14 protein-coding genes are annotated in these 16,568 nt (G+C 63.8%); 3 read left to right on the top strand and 11 right to left on the bottom strand.

Annotated elements, in window-relative coordinates; all coding sequences use genetic code 11:
- Positions 1 to 59 precede the first annotated feature (59 nt).
- Entirely contained in the window at positions 60 to 830 is a 771-nt protein-coding gene (locus tag AB4Y43_RS29980) for an IclR family transcriptional regulator C-terminal domain-containing protein (RefSeq protein WP_069267098.1), read from the top strand.
- 20 nt (positions 831 to 850) lie between these two features.
- Here the strand turns inward: AB4Y43_RS29980 and AB4Y43_RS29975 are convergent, their stop codons facing one another.
- From AB4Y43_RS29975 to AB4Y43_RS29960, 4 genes are all read right to left on the bottom strand, one after another.
- Positions 851 to 1,702 carry a mechanosensitive ion channel family protein gene (locus AB4Y43_RS29975; protein ID WP_368729453.1) on the bottom strand — a complete coding sequence of 284 codons (852 nt, stop codon included), beginning with the start codon at positions 1,700 to 1,702 and terminating at the stop codon, positions 851 to 853.
- A 186-nt stretch (positions 1,703 to 1,888) separates the two neighbouring features.
- Positions 1,889 to 3,259, bottom strand: a complete 1,371-nt coding sequence (gene arcA, locus AB4Y43_RS29970) for an arginine deiminase (protein WP_368729452.1) — start codon at positions 3,257 to 3,259, stop codon at positions 1,889 to 1,891.
- Between the two features lie 21 nt (positions 3,260 to 3,280).
- The gene (locus AB4Y43_RS29965; protein ID WP_069267100.1) at positions 3,281 to 4,705 is read right to left on the bottom strand and encodes a basic amino acid/polyamine antiporter; all 1,425 of its coding nucleotides are present in this window, start codon (positions 4,703 to 4,705) and stop codon (positions 3,281 to 3,283) included.
- A gap of 89 nt (positions 4,706 to 4,794) precedes the next feature.
- Entirely contained in the window at positions 4,795 to 5,256 is a 462-nt protein-coding gene (locus AB4Y43_RS29960) for a hypothetical protein (protein ID WP_254315497.1), read from the bottom strand.
- Between the two features lie 292 nt (positions 5,257 to 5,548).
- Here AB4Y43_RS29960 and AB4Y43_RS29955 point away from each other — a divergent pair, with 292 nt between their 5' ends.
- Both AB4Y43_RS29955 and AB4Y43_RS29950 read left to right on the top strand, forming a co-directional pair.
- Positions 5,549 to 6,958: a basic amino acid/polyamine antiporter gene (locus tag AB4Y43_RS29955; protein WP_368729451.1), complete on the top strand. Its 1,410-nt coding sequence runs from the start codon at positions 5,549 to 5,551 to the stop codon at positions 6,956 to 6,958.
- Between the two features lie 98 nt (positions 6,959 to 7,056).
- The gene (locus AB4Y43_RS29950) at positions 7,057 to 8,013 is read left to right on the top strand and encodes a cation diffusion facilitator family transporter (protein ID WP_368729450.1); all 957 of its coding nucleotides are present in this window, start codon (positions 7,057 to 7,059) and stop codon (positions 8,011 to 8,013) included.
- 96 nt (positions 8,014 to 8,109) lie between these two features.
- Here AB4Y43_RS29950 and AB4Y43_RS29945 read toward each other — a convergent pair whose 3' ends face one another.
- From AB4Y43_RS29945 to AB4Y43_RS29915, 7 genes are all read right to left on the bottom strand, one after another.
- Positions 8,110 to 8,892, bottom strand: coding sequence for a hypothetical protein (locus tag AB4Y43_RS29945; RefSeq protein WP_342946635.1), 783 nt, complete (start codon positions 8,890 to 8,892; stop codon positions 8,110 to 8,112).
- Between the two features lie 213 nt (positions 8,893 to 9,105).
- The gene (locus AB4Y43_RS29940) at positions 9,106 to 10,677 is read right to left on the bottom strand and encodes an alpha/beta hydrolase (protein WP_368619055.1); all 1,572 of its coding nucleotides are present in this window, start codon (positions 10,675 to 10,677) and stop codon (positions 9,106 to 9,108) included.
- A 119-nt stretch (positions 10,678 to 10,796) separates the two neighbouring features.
- A complete protein-coding gene (locus AB4Y43_RS29935; protein ID WP_368729449.1) occupies positions 10,797 to 12,263 on the bottom strand; it encodes an efflux transporter outer membrane subunit in 1,467 nt (488 codons plus the stop codon).
- A 70-nt stretch (positions 12,264 to 12,333) separates the two neighbouring features.
- The gene (locus tag AB4Y43_RS29930) at positions 12,334 to 13,974 is read right to left on the bottom strand and encodes a proton-conducting transporter membrane subunit (RefSeq protein ID WP_368729448.1); all 1,641 of its coding nucleotides are present in this window, start codon (positions 13,972 to 13,974) and stop codon (positions 12,334 to 12,336) included.
- On the bottom strand, positions 13,971 to 15,485 hold the full coding sequence (locus AB4Y43_RS29925; RefSeq protein ID WP_368729447.1) for a complex I subunit 5 family protein: 1,515 nt from the start codon (positions 15,483 to 15,485) through the stop codon (positions 13,971 to 13,973). Before AB4Y43_RS29925 ends, AB4Y43_RS29930 begins: the two co-directional genes overlap by 4 nt.
- Complete coding sequence (locus AB4Y43_RS29920; RefSeq protein WP_133184712.1) at positions 15,482 to 15,832, bottom strand: NADH-quinone oxidoreductase subunit K; 351 nt, start codon at positions 15,830 to 15,832, stop codon at positions 15,482 to 15,484. Before AB4Y43_RS29920 ends, AB4Y43_RS29925 begins: the two co-directional genes overlap by 4 nt.
- Positions 15,829 to 16,568, bottom strand: a 740-nt coding sequence (locus AB4Y43_RS29915; RefSeq protein ID WP_368729446.1) for an MnhB domain-containing protein, incomplete at its 5' end; no start/stop codon positions are given. The genes AB4Y43_RS29920 and AB4Y43_RS29915, both read right to left, overlap by 4 nt.

Here is a 16,568-nt window from a genome sequence, read left to right as displayed (position 1 = left end):
CGCGCTGGCGGCTTTTTCCATTGTTTTGGCCACCGTGCAGCACAGGGTCTTGCGCGCCGATGAAAAAACCGCCACTGGACCGGCGCGACTGGATCGCCGGGCTCGAAAAAGGCCTCGCGATTCTCGAAGCCTTCGACAGCGAGCACGCGCGCATGACGCCCACCCAGGCGGCCGAGCGCACCGGCCTCTCGCGCACCGCCGCGCGCCGCTATCTGCTCACGCTCGAATCGCTGGGCTATGTGTACACGGACGGCCGGCTGTACGGCCTTACGCCGCGCGTGCTGCGGGTAGGCTGGTCCTATTTCGATTCGGCGCGTCTGCCGCGCACCGTGCAGCCCTATCTGCAGCAGTTGAGCGCGACGCTCAACGAGTCGGCCTATGTGAGCGTGCTCGACGGCTGGGACCTCGTCGTGATCGCGCGCAATGGCGTGTCGCGCGTCATGACGACTGGCTTCGTACTCGGCGCGCGCGTGCCCGCGCCGCTCATCTCGCCGGGCGTGGTGCTGCTCGCGCACGAGGCCGATCAAAGCGCAGTTTCAGCGTGGCTCGATACGGTCGAACTGTCGCCCTTCACGCCGCATACGATCACGAGCGGCGCGCGCCTGCGCGAGAAAATCGGGCGCGCACGCGTGGACGGCTATGCGCTCATCGAGCAGCAGTTGCAGGTGGGCGTGCGCGGCATTGCCGTGCCGCTCAGGAATCGCAACGGCGAAGTCGTCGCCGCGCTCAGCACCAACATGCCGATGGGCGAGGAAAGTCCCGAGGCGGCCCTTCAGCGCGTTCTGCCGCATCTGCAGGAAAGCGCGCTCGCCATGCTCAATGTGCTTTAACGCTACGTTTGAACAACGGCTCACGAGCGCGTGAGCGCCGCATGGTCGGCCGCCATGCGCGCGTTGCCGGTCACGGCGAGTCCCGCTGTGGCGAGTGTTTCGCGCGCATGTCCGCGGATGTCGTCGACGGCGTATTGCGCGTCGGCGTTGCGCACCCAGGCGCGCACCAGCAAGCGCGCGCCGCCGCTGGACGGGTAGCTGTCCACGGCGACCGTCGGCGCGAGCGTCGTGCCGTTCTGCACGCGCGGTTCGGCGGAAACCATCTCCTTGAGCTTGCCGATGGCGGCGTCCACCTCGTCGCGCCGCGCGAGATCGACCGTGACGTCGATACGCTGCGTGCCGCCGCTGCTGTAGTTGATGACGGGATTGCTCCAGATCTGGCTGTTCGGCACGAAGACGACGTTGCCGTCGCCGCGCTCGATGCGCGTGGTGAACAGCCCCACTTCGCACACGATGCCCGCCGCCGCGCCGCTGCCTTCGATCACGTCGCCCGCGCGAAACGGGCGCAGCATCAGCAGCATGATGCCGGCAGCGATGTTTTGCAGCGTGCCTTGCAATGCGAGGCCAATGGCGAGACCGGCGGCGCCCAGCGCGGCGAGCACGCTAGCCGTGGCGATGCCCACCTCGCTGAGCGCGGCAACGAGCGCAATGACGCGCACGGTCCATGCCGCCATCCCTGCGAGCATCGGTGCGAGCGTGGGGTCGGCGTGCGAGTGCGCGAGCATGCTCGCGAATACGTGCGCCACGCGATTGGAAACCCACCAGCCGACCACCAGAATCAGCACGGCGACGATCACATTCATCACGTCGTGCGTCATCGTGGCGAGCAGCGAGGGCTGCAGATGGAAAAGGCGGTTGAGGAAATCGTCCATGATCGGGGATCAGATGGTTGCGATGGGGCGAGGTGCGCGCATGGCGCACCCCACAGGAGTGCGCAGCAGTCCGCATGCCCGTAAGCTTTGAAAGTCTCGACTTCCACGCCCCATCGATCCGGCACCATTGCGGCGCGGAGATGCCGCCGCTGCTTGCGCCCGCAACGATCTCCTCGCCCTGCGACGCTAGAAGTCCACTGCGTCGCGAATGATCGGGCACGTCATGCAATGGCCGCCGCCGCGCCCGCGCCCCAGTTCCGCGCCCACAATCGTCACGACCTCGATGCCGGCCTTGCGCAGCAGCGTGTTCGTATAGGTGTTGCGGTCGTAAGCGAACACCACGCCGGGCGAGGTGCAAACGAGGTTCGCGCCGCTGTCCCATTGTGTGCGTTCACGCTGGTAGTCGTTGCCGCCCGCTTCCACCACACGCATTTTCTTGATGCCGAGCGCCGCGCTCACCACCTCGACAAAGGACTTTTTCTCCTGACGCAGCTCCACACCCGCCGGTTGATCGCTGGGCCGGTACGTGAAGGTGCGCGTGCGTGCGAGGAAATCCGGCGCGATCAGCACGCAGTCGCGATCGGCAAACGTGAAGACCGTATCGAGGTGCATGGCCGCGCGAATTTTCGGCATCGCCGCCACGATCACCTGCTCGGCGGCGCCCTTCTTGAAGAGCGTGGCGGCGAGCTGGCTGATCGCCTGGCGCGAGGTGCGCTCGCTCATGCCGATCAGCACGGTCTTGTTGCCGATGGGCATGACATCGCCGCCTTCGAGCGTCGCCATGCCGTGGTCCTGCGTGGGGTCGCCCCACCACACGTTGACCTTGCCCGCGAAATCCGGATGAAACTGGTAAATCGCCGCGGCTAGAATCGTTTCCTCGTGCCGCGCGGGCCAGTACAGCGGATTGAGCGTCACGCCGCCGTAAATCCAGCAGGTGGTGTCGCGCGTGTAGATCGTGTTCGGCAGCGGCGGCAGCAGATATTCGGTGGACCCGGCCGCTTCGCGCACGACCTTGAGCGCCGCGCCGCCATGCGATTCGGGGAAATCGTGGATCGAGAGGCCGCCGAGCAAGGTCTCGGCCAGCTTGCGATCGTCGAGCCCTTCCAGATAGCTGCGCAGTTCGTCGATGAACCCCAGCCCGACCTGGTTCGGCACGATCTGGTTGTCGAGAATCCACTTCTTGCCTTCTGGCACGGCAACGGTTTCGGCGAGCAGGTTGTGCATTTCCACGACCTCGACGCCGCGGTCGCGCATCTTCGTGACGAAGTCGAAATGGTCGCGCTTCGCGTTGTCGACCCACAGCACGTCGTCGAACAGCAGCTCGTCGCAATTGCTCGGCGTGAGACGCGAGTGCGCCATGCCGGGCGCACACACCATCACCTTGCGCAGTTGCCCGACCTCCGAGTACACGCCAAGCGCGCTCCCTTCCTTCGCCTTGCCCTTGCCGCCCTTCGCGGCTTTCTCCGCCTTTTCTACCTTTTCTACCTTTTCTACCTTTTCTACCTTTTCTACCTTTTCGCCCCTTTCACTCTTGCCACCGCCCTTCGATTTGGACATATCGATCTCCGCTCGTTCTCGTTAGACCGCCATGGTGCCCGTGGCCAGCGCAACGACGCCTACGATGGCCGCTACGGCCGCCACGATGAAAATGACCCAGTCGCTCGTACGCTGGAAAACCTTCAGCTTGCGCTCGCGCCGCGCGAGGAAATACAGCACCGTGCCAGGCGCGTAAAGAATCGCCGATAGCAGGATGAACTTGAGACCGCCGGCCACGATCATGAACAACGTGTAGATCACGGCGACCGTGGCCAGCGCGAGATCGCGCCTGCGCTCCTCGGGCCGAACCTCGTAGCTCTCGCCGCGGTTCGAGACCATGAACCCGTAGGCGGCGACGAACAGATACGGAATCAGCGACATCGAACTCGTGAGGTTGAGCATCAGCGAGAACGCATCGCGCGAGAAATACGTGCTCGCGACCAGCAACTGCACGACGATATTGGTGATCCAGAGCGCATTGGCCGGCACGTTGTTGGCGTTTTCGCGCGCGAACACGGCCGGCATGTCCTGATTGCGCGCCGCCGCGAACATCACCTCCGCGCAGATCAGCGACCACGCCAGATACGCGCCGAGCACGGAAACGATCAGCCCGATGCTCACGAAAATCCCGCCCCACGGACCGACCACGCTCTCGAGCACGGCCGCCATGGAGGGCTGGCGCATGCCCGCCACGTCCGCGCGCGGCAGCACGGCGAAAGGCAGCATGGAAACGAGCACCATGAGCGTGGTCACGCCGGCGAAGCCGAAGATCGTTGCACGACCCACGTCCGTGCGCTCCTTCGCATAGCGCGAATACACGCTCGCCCCTTCGATGCCGATGAACACGAACACGGTGACGAACATCGTCGCGCGAATCTGCTGGATGAGGCCGCCCTCTTGCGCCGCGGACTGGATGTTCAGGTGGAAGGTCCCGTATTTGAATACGAACAGGAGGATGACGATGAACACCACGATCGGAATGACCTTGGCGAAGGTCACGACAGTGTTGATGAATGCGGCCTGCTTCACGCCGCGCAGAATGAGGAAGTGAAACAGCCAGATGCCGATCGACGCGACGACGATGGCCGTGACCGTGTTGCCGTCGCCGAAAATCGGGAAGAACGCGCCCAGCGTGGACTTGATCAGCACCCAGTACGAAACGTTGCCGATGCAACTGCCGATCCAGTAACCGAACGCCGAGAGGAAGCCGGGGTAATCGCCAAAGCCCTCTTTCGCATAGACGAACACACCGGCGTCGAGATTCGGCTTGCGCTCCGCGAGCGCCTGAAACACGCGCGCGAGCGTGTACATGCCCACGCCCGCCACGAGCCACGCAATCGCCGCGCCGACCGGCCCCGTTGCATTGGCGAAGGTTCGCGGCAGAGAAAAGATCCCGGCGCCCACCATGCCCCCGACTACCATCGCGGTCAACTGCACGCGACTCATCTTCTGCTCGGTATCGGCCATCGGTTTCCTCGCTTTTTGTTTGGAACTTCGCTTTATCGGGCGGCCGGCGCACCGCTGCGCCGCCGTTCAGGCTTCGGGCGCCTGCAGGGTCACCGCGTCACGCGCACCGAGTTGTTGCCCATCAGCACACGCACACGATCACCGGGGACGAATTGCTGATCCGAATCCTGGACCACCGATATCAGTTGTCCCGAATCCAGACGCACGACGATTTCAAGGCCTTGCCGCTGCGTGACGCGCTGCTCCACGGCATTGCCTGCCGCGCCGCCCAGCACGGCGCCGCCAATGCCCGCTGCAACGGCGCCGGTGCCGCGCCCGATGTTGCTGCCTGCCGCGATGCCGCCAAGCGCGCCTCCGGTGATCGCGCCGATGCCCGTTGGGCCCGGCTGGATCGTGACGGGCCGAACCGATTCGACCGCACCGAGTTCGACCACGAACACCTGCTGCGCCTGGGCTGGCGTGAAGACAGAGCCAGAAGTCGGCGCCTCACAGCCGGAAAGCGCGAGCGAAGCAACTGCGGAGCCAAGAAGTGTTGCTGCGAGATATCGCATGAGATTTCCCCTAATGCGGCGCATTGCGGATTCGCTAATTCATTCGACCTGTTTGCTAACGATTCACATAGGGTCATTAGCGAACATTCAACCAATACGTTCCCGGTAATTCTCCTTTTGCTTTCCATCCTCCGGACACCTGACGAACATTATGGAATACGATTCGCACATGATGTATTCAACGTGACATTCGTTCGAGAATAGTTCATCGATTCAATGTGGCGCGCATTTTTTATCCGCGATTTCCCGCGCTTGCATTACGACCGGTCAAAGATCAGAAAAAGGCTCGAACATGACGGATGACCAGAAATTGTCGCTGCCGGTCCTGACGGCCATGGTCGTGGGCTCCATGGTCGGCGCCGGCATCTATTCGCTGCCGCGCAACTTCGCGCTCGAAGCGGGCCCAATGGCCGCCGTCATCTCATGGTGCATTGCGGGAGGCGGCATGTATATGCTGGCCCGCGTCTTCCAGCTTCTCGCCGAAATCCGGCCCGACCTCGACTCCGGCATCTTTGCTTATGCACGTGACGGCTTCGGCGGCTACGCCGGCTTTCTCTCCGCGTTCGGCTACTGGATGGCAGGTTGCTTCGGCAATGTCTCTTATTGGGTGCTGATCAAATCCACGCTCGGCGCATTCGTGCCGGCGTTTGGAAACGGCAATACACCGATTGCCATTGCCGTTTCGTCGGTCGGCATATGGGCATTTCACTGGATGCTGTTGCGCGGCATTCAGCAGGCCACGCTCATCAATGCGATTCTTACTGTCGTCAAGATTCTGCCCATTTTCGTTTTTATCGGCATTTTGAGCGTCTATGCGAGTGCGGAGCCGTTCACGGACAATCTCGCGGAAAGCGCTCGAGGGCTTGCCCCGCAGGTCAAAGGGACCATGCTCGTGACGGTATTCGTGTTTCTCGGCATCGAAGGCGCAAGCGTCTATTCGCGCTACGCGAAGAAGCGCTCGGACGTGGGCGCGGCAACGGTACTCGGCTTCGCCTTCGTGCTGTTGCTGCTCGTGCTCGTGACGCTGCTGCCCTATGCGCATCTCCCGCGCGTGGATATCGCCGTCATGCGGCAACCTTCGATGGCGTCGGTGCTTGGCGCCGTAATCGGCTCGCCGGGCGTGGTGTTCATCGGCGGTGCGCTCATCGTCTCCGTTCTCGGCGCCTACCTCGCGTGGTCGCTGATCTGCGCGGAAGTGCTGTATGCGAGCGCGAAAGCGGACGCCATGCCAGCCATCTTCGCGCGCCGCAACGCCCGGCAGCTTCCCACCGCCGCGATCTGGCTCACGAGCGGCGTGGTACAGGCCTTCGTCATCAGCACCTACTGGTCCACCGACGCCTTCTCGCTCATGCTGCGCCTCACGAGCGCGATGGCACTCATCCCCTACTTCTTCGTGGCGACCTTCGGGCTCAAGGCCATCCGCGCACTGCCGCAAGCGGCCATGAGCGCGCGAACGCGCACACTGCGCTATGCCACAGCGGGCATCGCCACGATTTATACACTGTTCCTGCTTTACGCTTGCGGGCTGGAACTGCTCGTCATGTCCGCACTGCTCTATGGACCCGGCAGCCTGCTGTACATGTGGGCGCGTCGCGAGCGTGGCGAGGCGCTATTTTCGCGGCCCGAGTGGTGCGCGTTTCTCGTGGTGATGGGCGGCGGACTCGCCGCGATCGTTGGGCTGAGCACCCCGGCGTGGCGTTAGCCGCGCGCCACGGCGCCTGCCCGCATCCATCGGCCTCGTGACTGCGTTTCGCCTCACCGCTGCCATCCAAACGTTCCAAAGTTCGACAGCGAGGAACCATGCCTATCAGCTACGCGCTCCGCAAGGCGCGGCTCGCAGCGGTCGAGCAGCGCACGATGAAGGTTTCCATTTACGTCGTGTGCCTCGGTTTCGCGGCCAACGTCGGCTATGGCTTCTTCGTGCAATCCGATACGCTGCTGCTCACCGCCATTTTCTATCTGCTCAATCTCGCGAGTTCCGCGCTTGGATTGCTCGTGGCCACCGTGGTGAGCCGGCCCGCGACGACTCGCTTCGAATACGGGTATTGGTTCCTCGAGCCGCTCGTGAACGGCATAAACGGGCTCATGATGCTGCTCGTTTGCGTATATGGCTTCGTGAACGGGATTGAGGGGATACGTTCGGGCGGCCACGTGGTGAATGCGCAAGGCGTCATGCTGATCAGCGCCGCGAGTTGCGTGATCAGCTTTGCCATGGTGGTCTATAAAAAGCGCGCGGCCGCGCAGATCAATTCCAAGCTGCTCAAAACCGACGGCTGGAAATGGATCATGAAATTCTCGTTCAGCGCAGCCACACTGCTCGGCTTTTTCGTGTACTCGATATTGCCCGAAAGCTTTCACTGTCTATGGGCGCGCTATGTCGACAGTGCAATGACCGCGGGCCTCTCACTGATTTTTTTCTTTGCGCCAGTGAAGATCGTGAGCACGAGCTTTGCTGAATTGCTGCACATGAGCCCCGAAGAGAACAATCCGCGTTCGGAGATCGAGATGGCGCTTTCGAAGCTCGAACGCGAACTTGGCATTCTGCGCCATCACACACACGTCATCCAGGCGGGCCGGCGCAATTTTGTCGAAGTCAGCGTGCTCGTCGGCGCAACGTCCACGCTAAGCGATCTCGCCTCGCAGGACGAATTGCGCGAACGCATCTGGGAAACGCTCAGCGCTAATCCGCTGGAAAGCCGGCTCATTGTGCAGATTACCGCGGACCCGCGCTGGGAAGACGGACGCCAGCCAGGATAACGCGCGCCTCACCAGAGCGCCCGAGGAAGGCGAGTATTCCAGCGGCGTGTCCGGCTCCTTCCTGGCGGCCATTGGAAACTTTGTCATCCGAACACGTCAGCGCGGCGACTGGGAATGATCGATCGCTCCCGGCTGCGGTGGAACCGGGCCGACTGCAAAGCGCGGTGCCGCGTTCGCCACCAGAATCAGGGCGGCACCGGCCAGGCCGCTCGATACGTGCTTCAGCGCATGCCCCGCGATCACATGGCGAGTGAGCTCCCATACCTGCCAGTCAAGGCTCTCAAAGATCTTGGCCAGCCCGTAGAAAACGATCACCATCGTCCAGCCGAATACGCTGTCCACCTTGCGCGTAAGCGTCAAGCCGACGATGAACATGAGCCCGCCGAACTGCAGGATCGCGTACGGCCACAGGCTGTTGAGTGCGAGCCAGTACTCGATCGTGCCTAGCGATACCGCAACCAGGATCAGCAACGGCACCCAGCCTACGCGCTGCCCGGTGTTCGACGTCCAGACCATCGCCAGTATGCCGGCGAAGACGATCGTCATCGGCAGGCGGTCCCAGACGAGCGTCGCGTCGGAAGGTGCCCAGTGATAGTAGGCCGACCCGATTGCGGTCAGCACGAGCCCGAATCCGGCGACTACCATGCCGGGGAATTTTGGCGGCTGCCGCGACGCATTGCGCTTCGCCCAACTGAGGCAGGCGATCCCTGCCGCCAGGATGACGAGATTCGACAGCACGTCCGCGGCATGCGGTATCAAACCCAGCGCGCGTTGGTCGGCGAAGTGGTGATACGACGCCGCCTGCGCCAGCGGCCATACCAGCTGCAACACCGTACCCACCACGAAGAGCATGATGCTGCCGAGCAGCAATCGGGTCATGTTCACGGTGCTCGTCTCCGGGTATGACGCAACACTCAACAGGTGCCGGTGCTCCACGAGTACGTCTGGCCAGCCGGTGGCCGCGGCGGCCCCATGCGAGCTTGCGCACCCTGCCCGTATCATCGGACAAACCGGGCTCAGTAACAAGGTCGGCCGACCCGGTATCTGGATGCTGTCGATTCTTCCAGTCGAGTTGCTGTTGCAGGCGTCGGCTTACGGCTCGACGTAATCATCTCCGGCCTGCTCCAGTTCCCTCAACGCTTCTGCGGGATCCTCCGGCTTCCCGGCAGCGGTCTCATGAGTGCGCCTCGGTGAATCGACAACTGGAGGAGGCATCTTGCCGATGCCCTCGTCGACGCGTTGCAGGAGATACGGGAAGAACGGATTCGATGCAATCCGGAACATCGAGTCGAGCGTCAGAATCAACGTGCCGCGTTCTCCGCGCGGCGCGAGCGTACCAAGGTTGACATTGAAGTTCTCGTCGTCGCCCGGCTCGATGCCGTAGAGTGCGTCCGTCACGGGAAATGGAATCGCGACATGCGATAAGGAAAAAATATCCGGAGGATAGTCAATTTCCAAAGGGCGAACGTGAGTTGCCACACTGCCGGCATCGACACTGCGTTCGACCGTATGAGCCGAATCCTGGGAGGCGTTGGCAATGACCGTGGTGCGATAGTTCTGCGGCCCGATGCGCAGCAGCCGTGTGAGCGCCGAATAGGACGCGACGCGCAGGAAGGTTCTGAAACTCACGCTGCGGTTCACATCGAACAACACGATTTCGCTGCCGTTTGCGGGAAGCTTGTCATACAACGACGACATGACAGCAGGGGTGCTGACCGTGAAATCGGTCACCGACTGGAACGTCAGCACGGGAGGGAGCGAATTCAACCGATTCTCACGCTCGAGCCTCGCCATCTGCTCCTGGATCGCGCGGGTAAGCAACCAGGACTGACGCGCTGCGTTCACCGGGAACGAGTTGAATTTGAAGGGGTTGAATTCCGGCACGATGCCAAGCCAGGCGGCCCGCGCGAACGCGGGCAACATCGCGGGTAGTCCCACGAGGCCCGCAAACCGCGCGTAACGCGTGACTCCGATCATCGGCGAAATGAGCACGAGCCTGGTGGGACGCGTGAGCGCGGGGTTCTCGATGGCGTCCATTGCATATTGCAGGGCAAGCGCGCCGCCGTTCGAGAAGCCTATCAGTTCGAGCGGCTTGTCCGGGCCCACGCGCCGGCGCGCTTCGCGAACCGCGAGTCGCGTTGCTGCGGCCCATTCTTGCCATGTGACATTGGTCAGTCCCGCAGGCACGGTACCGTGTCCAGGCAAACGGATGGCGATCGCGACAAAGCCCCGGTCACGATAGTTGCGCGCGATGTGCCGCAAACTGTAGGGCGAGTCCGTCATGCCGTGCAGCAGCACGACCGCTCCCACCGGCGGTCCGGGAGGTTCCAGTATGTACGAGCGGTTCCAGTCCTGAGCGAAGTGCTCTGGATAGATCGGTGAGCCTTCGTAGTATCGGTTCGACGGGACACGCTCGGATGCGTCGATCTTTTCGACGACGTTGACGCGCACATCCTCGAAAAGCCGCGACTCCTCCCGCATGTACGCACTCCAGTCGCCGGCGTCTATTGCTTCGACGGTCATCTCCCGCGGCACGTAGGTGTGCCAGACCGATAGTTGCGGGCCGCGCAGCGAAGACCATGCCCGCAAACCCAATGCGAGTAACGCGAGCACGACCAGGATCGACACGCATATTTTTATTACCTTCAGCGACGTACGTAGCATGGGTTTTCTCTTGGAAGCAACTTCAAAACACAGAGTGACCTTGACCTTCTTCTGCTGCGTATCAATTCGACCGGATGCTTCGTGATGCGCAGCCTGGCCCTATGTCTTTAAAGCCTCTGTCACCTGCCCTGCGATGCATTTCCCTTTCGGTCGGCGCTCAGGGACACGGGCGTATGCGAATCGGCGATATCCACCCAGCCGCCGCCCATGGCCTGATACACGCTGATCACCTGGTTATAGCGCGAGGCCTGCAAGTTGGCGAGCGCAAGCTCGGCGGAGAACAGGTCGTTTTCGGCTATCAGCACTTCGAGATAGCCGATCAACCCGTCTTCGAACTTGAGCCGCGAGAACCTCGCATATTCGCGCAAGGCATCGACGCGCTGCTGTTGAAGCGCGGTCTGCTCGATGGTCATTTGTGAGCTGACGAGCGCATTATTGGTGTCGTTGAACGCGCCCAGCACCGTCTGCCTGTAGACCAGTTCGGCCTGGCGCTTTTGTGCCTCGGCTGACTGCACCTGGCCACCAATCGCACCCGACGTGAAGATCGGCCCGGTGAGTCCTGCTGCGACCGACCAGAGCGAGGCGGGCCCGGAAAGGAAGTCGCCGAACGCGGTACTGACCGAACCCAGCGCCCCCGTCAGCGAGAGGGTGGGATAGTAAAGCGCACGCGTGGCGCCGACATTCGCATTGGCCGCGACCAGATTCTGTTCGGCCTGCAAAATATCGGGCCGCCGCTCGAGCAATGTCGAAGGCAGATCCGCCGGAATGACAGGAAGCACCAGCTCGCTCACCGACTTGCCTCGCGCAATGGGCCCGGGATTACGTCCCAGCAGAATAGAAATGCCGTTTTCCACGATGGCGATCTGCTGTTTGACGGCCGGTATCGCGGATTGAGCCAGCTTGTACTGCGAGCGCACCTGGGACAGCTCCGTCTGGGAAACCAGGCCGTCGCGATACCGCAACTCGAATATGCGTAATGTTTCGCCGAAGTTACTCGCCGTGGCCCGTGCGACTTCGAGTTGCCGGTCGAGCCCGCGCAGCGTGATGTAGCTGGTCGCCACGCCTGTCACCAGCGAAAGCACGACGCCCCGCTGGGCCTGTTCGCTGGCATAGACCTGCGCCTGCGCGGCTTCGGTCAGGCGTCTTACCCGGCCGAACAGGTCGATTTGCCAGGAAGCGGATAGCATGCCCTGATAAAGATTGAATACGGGATCGAGCAAGGGGGACAGCGGTGGCATCCCGACCTCGCTGGTCCGGTTGCGGCTCACGTTGGCGCCATAGCCGATCTGCGGGAGACCCTGCGAGCGCGCAGCGCGCAACAAGCCGATGAACTGGTCGATACGCGCCGCTGCGATACGCACGTCCAGATTGCCCTGCAGTGCGGTTTGAATCAGGTCGTTCAACACCGGATCGTCGAATTGCTCCCACCACGCCGTGTCGACGACTTCTTCAGCCGCGGGCAAATCGACCCGCCACGTTGCGGGCACCGCCACCTCGGGGCGACTGTAATCGGGCCCCACGCTAATGCAGCCGGCCAGGCAACTGGTAGCGGCGGCAAATATCGCAGCACGCGTCAGCGTTCTCATGACGTACTCCAGGTTCTGCTGCGACCGCGTCCCGTATGCGCAGACGGTGCGGTCGGTTGCGCCACACACATCACGCCGCCACCGCGAGCAGGCCGCCGAGCAGCAGCGCCGCGAGCAACAGCGTCAGACAGGAGACGGCCCATCCGCGTACGAACGCATCCGTACACACAGCAATTCGTGCGGCCCCCGTGCTGCCGCGTTGCAGTCCGCGCAGGAAGCCAGAGATATCTCCCACAGGCACGGACGGCACCGTCTTGCCCCATCGGTTCCAGCCAATCGCGAGCGCCGCGCCAACGAGCACCGGCCAGAGTGCCGACCACAGCGCCGCGGGCGCCAGGGCCTCGGGTAGCGAGCCTGCCGGGATACGCAGATACAACACCCACGGAACGGCGAGCGAGACCACGACCATTGCCAGCCATGCCCCCCTGAACGGCCCCGGCGCGCGCGCGTGGGAATCGGTCGCGGCCACTGCACCCAGACAGCGCACGAAATGAAGCATCAGCAACGTGGTCGCGGCTGAAGACGCCGCAGCCAACGACCCGGCCAGATCGCCGCCCAGCAGATCCTTGGCCGCGTACTTGGCCAGTGCGCCGCCCGTCAACGGCAATCCGCCCAGTCCAAGCGCGATGACCGCCGTGGGCAGCAGCACTCGTCGCAACGATCCGGCACCCGTCAACGCGACCACGCCCACGGCCAGAAACAAGGTGCCTTTGACGAGCAGATGGTGCGCGGCATAGTAAGCGGCTGCCACGACGGTAGCGGGGTCGCCTGCGGCGAGCCCCATGCCGATCACGGCCATCAGGAAGCCCATCTGGCTGACGCTCGAGTATGCAAGCACGACTTTCGGCTGGGCCTGAGTGATACCGATCGCCACGCCGTAGAACGCGCCGACCATGCCCAGCGCCGCGAAAGGGATGCCAAAGTGCGGCCATGCGTCGTTGAAAGTAAATGGCAGAAAACGAACCAATGCGATTACGCTGGCCTTGACCACCGCGCCGCTGAGCACCGCCGCCGCCGGAACAGGCGCCGCGCGATAGGCGTGCGGCATCCAGACATGCAGCGGCACCATCCCGGCCTTCATGCCGAGGCCAACCAGGAGCAATAGCAGCGTGGCGTTGCGCCAGGGCGAGCCCGGCAAGGCTGCAGCCGCATCGCGAATCAGCAGGCTGCCGCCAGGCGTGGCCTGTGCGAGCAGGACCAATCCTCCCAGCACGAAAGCCTCGGCCAGTAATGCAACGCCAAGATAAAGCGCGCCCGCGTATCGGGCTTCGGGCCCATCGCCCTGGAGCACCAGCCCGCTGGCGCCGACACTCAACACCGCCAGCATCAGATAGAAGCCAATCAGGTCGGCCGTCAGGAACACGCCCACGCTGCCGGTCAAGGCCATGAGCCAGCAGACGACGAACCCATCGATATCTTCGCGACCGCGTACATATCGTGCGGCATAGATTCCGGCGAAGAACCACAACAGCGCCGCCGTGCCGAGCAACACCGCGCCTGGCGTATCGAGCGCGAAACTGAGGGCGAACCGGCTGTGGCCGAGCATCAGGGTTTCGCTCTGGCTGGCGCCGACGGCCGCGGCCAGCGCGGGCAGCGCAGCGACCGCGAACCATGACGGCAGGCGCCTGCGAACCGGCGCCGACGCACAGAGCAGCAGCATCAGCAATGGCAACCCGACGGCTGCGACGAGCAGAGCCTGGGAAACGTTCATGGCAGCCCCGCTGGCGGCATCACGGTGCGGCCAATCTGGGCCACGTCGACCGGCAGCAGCACGGCGAGGCCAAGCAGGAACGAACACGTTGCGAGGCCAAGCACGGCGAGCTGCTGGTAACGAGGCACCTGCTTTTGCGGCGACCAGCCGGGCGCAGCGGGCTCCATCGCACGCACGACCACCATGAAGACGTAGACGCTCGTGAGCAGGCCGCCGATCAGCATGACCAGCGCCCACCACCATTGCCCCGTCGCGAGTGCCGCCGACATCAGCAGCCACTTGGCCAGAAAGCCCCCGGAAGGCGGCAAGCCGATCAACGTGGCGCCGGCCAGCGCGAAAGCGGTCAGCGTCATGGGCAGGGCGCGCCCCGCGCCGCGCAGGTCGGCCAGACGGTCATGCCCCAGCGTGCTATAGATCAGACCGGCCGCGAGGAACATGGCCGCTTTTGCGCTCGCGTGCGATACGGCCTGCAACAGGCCACCCGTGACGGCCCGAGCACTTTCGTGCTGCACGGCAAGCGGGAACAGCAGGAACAGATAGCCGATCTGGGCGACCGTCGAGTAAGCGATCAAGAGCTTCAGCCGCACCTGGCGCAGCGCCACCACATTGCCGAAGAGGATCGCGAGCGCCCCGAGGCCTGCGAGGAGTTGCGAGCAGGACCCGCTTGCGATGCCGGCGAAGACGTCGACCCACAACCGCACCACCACGAACCACGATCCCTTGATGACCAATGCCGACAGCAGCGCGCTCGCGGCGGCCGGTGCGCCCGCGTGCGCAGGCGGCAACCACAGATGCAGCGGGAACAGCGCGGTTTTGGCGAGCATGCCGGCCGTCATCAACCCCAACGCGGCCCAGGCTAGCGGCTGCGCCCCGATCCTCGCGGCAAGCAGCGCAATGTCCAGCGTGCCATAGGCGCCATAGAGCAGAAAAACCCCCAGCAAATAAAGCATCGAGCCGATCAGCGCGTATAACAGATAACGCAACGCAGCCTGCAATGTTTCGGCGCGGCCATCGAGGGACACGAGTGGAACGCCCGCAAAAGTCAGCAGTTCGAGCGCGACGTAGAGCGTGAAAATGTCTGCGCTCACAAACACCAGATTGAGCGCTCCCCATACCGCCAGCAGCAGCAGCCAGAACGCCAGCGGCGCGCGTGCCTCGTTCGTGCCGGACGGTGTGCCGAAGTCGCCATTGGCGTAAATCGCCACCGCCCCCACCACCACGGCAACCACCAGCATCATGCACACCGAGAGGCCGTCGGCGCGGAGCATGACGCCCAGCGGCGGCGCCCAGCCGCCCAGCAGATAGCGCAATGCGTCGCCCGAGACCAGCAGCCTCGCCGCAATCTCCAGCACGAGGCCGAAACCGAAGGCGATCGTCACCCAGGCCACGCGTTGCGCGTGGCGTCCGCCGAGCGCCAACCCTGCCAGCATCCCGGCAAAAGGCAACAACACGGCGAGCGTCAGCAGCAGGCCGCCCGGCGTCGATTGCCCCGTGAGCGCCAGCGTCGTCACCTCGCCTCCGTATTGGCGCGCGCCCCGCCCGACGCCGCATCACCGTCCGCCGACAGAGAATTCGAGCCCGTTTCTGCGAACCTGCGCAGCATGAGTCCGACTGCGAGCGCGGAAGCGGCGAACGACACGACAATCGCCGTGATCAATAGTGCCTGCGGCACCGGGTCGCCGGACATGCCGGCGCCAGCTCCCCGATGCGCGATCACGGCACAAGCCAGAAAGACGCCATTGCCCGTGAGGTTGAAGGCCAGCACCTTGCGCAAGGGCTGCGGGTTGACGATCAGGCCATAGAGGCCGAGACCCACGAGGGCAGCGGCGGTCAAGCCGAACAACTGCGAGACGTTCATGGGCTCACCTCCGGCCGCTGCGGTGGACCGACGAGCAGGAGGACCAGGGTCACGGCAAGCGAAGGCAGCAGCGCGGCTTCAATGATGATGATCCACAGCTTCGCCCAGCCATCGGGGTACGCGAGAAACGCTCCCGCCACGACGGCGCCGAGCAGGCCAAGCGCGATGAACACCGCCGGCCCGACGATAAGGACGGCGCGCAGCCAGCGCCGGCTGACCGGCGGCGCATCGCGCAAACCGGACATCATGACGAGCAGCCACATGGCGGCAATCACCGTGGCGCCCTGGAACTTGCCACCCGGATGATCGGCGCCGACCCAGAAAATGTAGATGCCGATCACGACGCCGATCGGCGGCAATACACGCGCGAGATACACCAGAATGTCGTTGGGACTCACCCCCTGCGCCAGTCCCGGCCTGCCGCCCCAGCAGCGGTCCGGCGCCAGCGACCAGACGCCGACCACGCCGAACAGCAACACGATGGCTTCCAGCAGCGTGTCGATCGCGCGGAATGACAGCAGGACGGCCGTGATCGGGTTGCCGACGCCAGTGGCCTGAATGTGTCGCGCCACCTCGGGCGCCAGGGTCGGCGCGGGGTCCGGCAAGCTCAACAGGCTCACGGCAATCACGACGGCGACCGCCGTGGCGGCCACGCCTGCCGCGACACGCATCGCGAGGCCCGGCGTTTCTGCCTGGGCCGCCGCTTCAGTGATCTCGAGCCGCGACGCCGCGCGGA

The sequence above is a fragment of the Paraburkholderia sp. BR10872 genome, from assembly GCF_040965835.1.
GTDB classification, from domain to species: Bacteria; Pseudomonadota; Gammaproteobacteria; order Burkholderiales; family Burkholderiaceae; genus Paraburkholderia; species Paraburkholderia nodosa_A.
The sequence above is the reverse complement of the archived record's forward strand: the minus strand, read 5'-3'. Positions and strand labels throughout refer to the sequence as shown.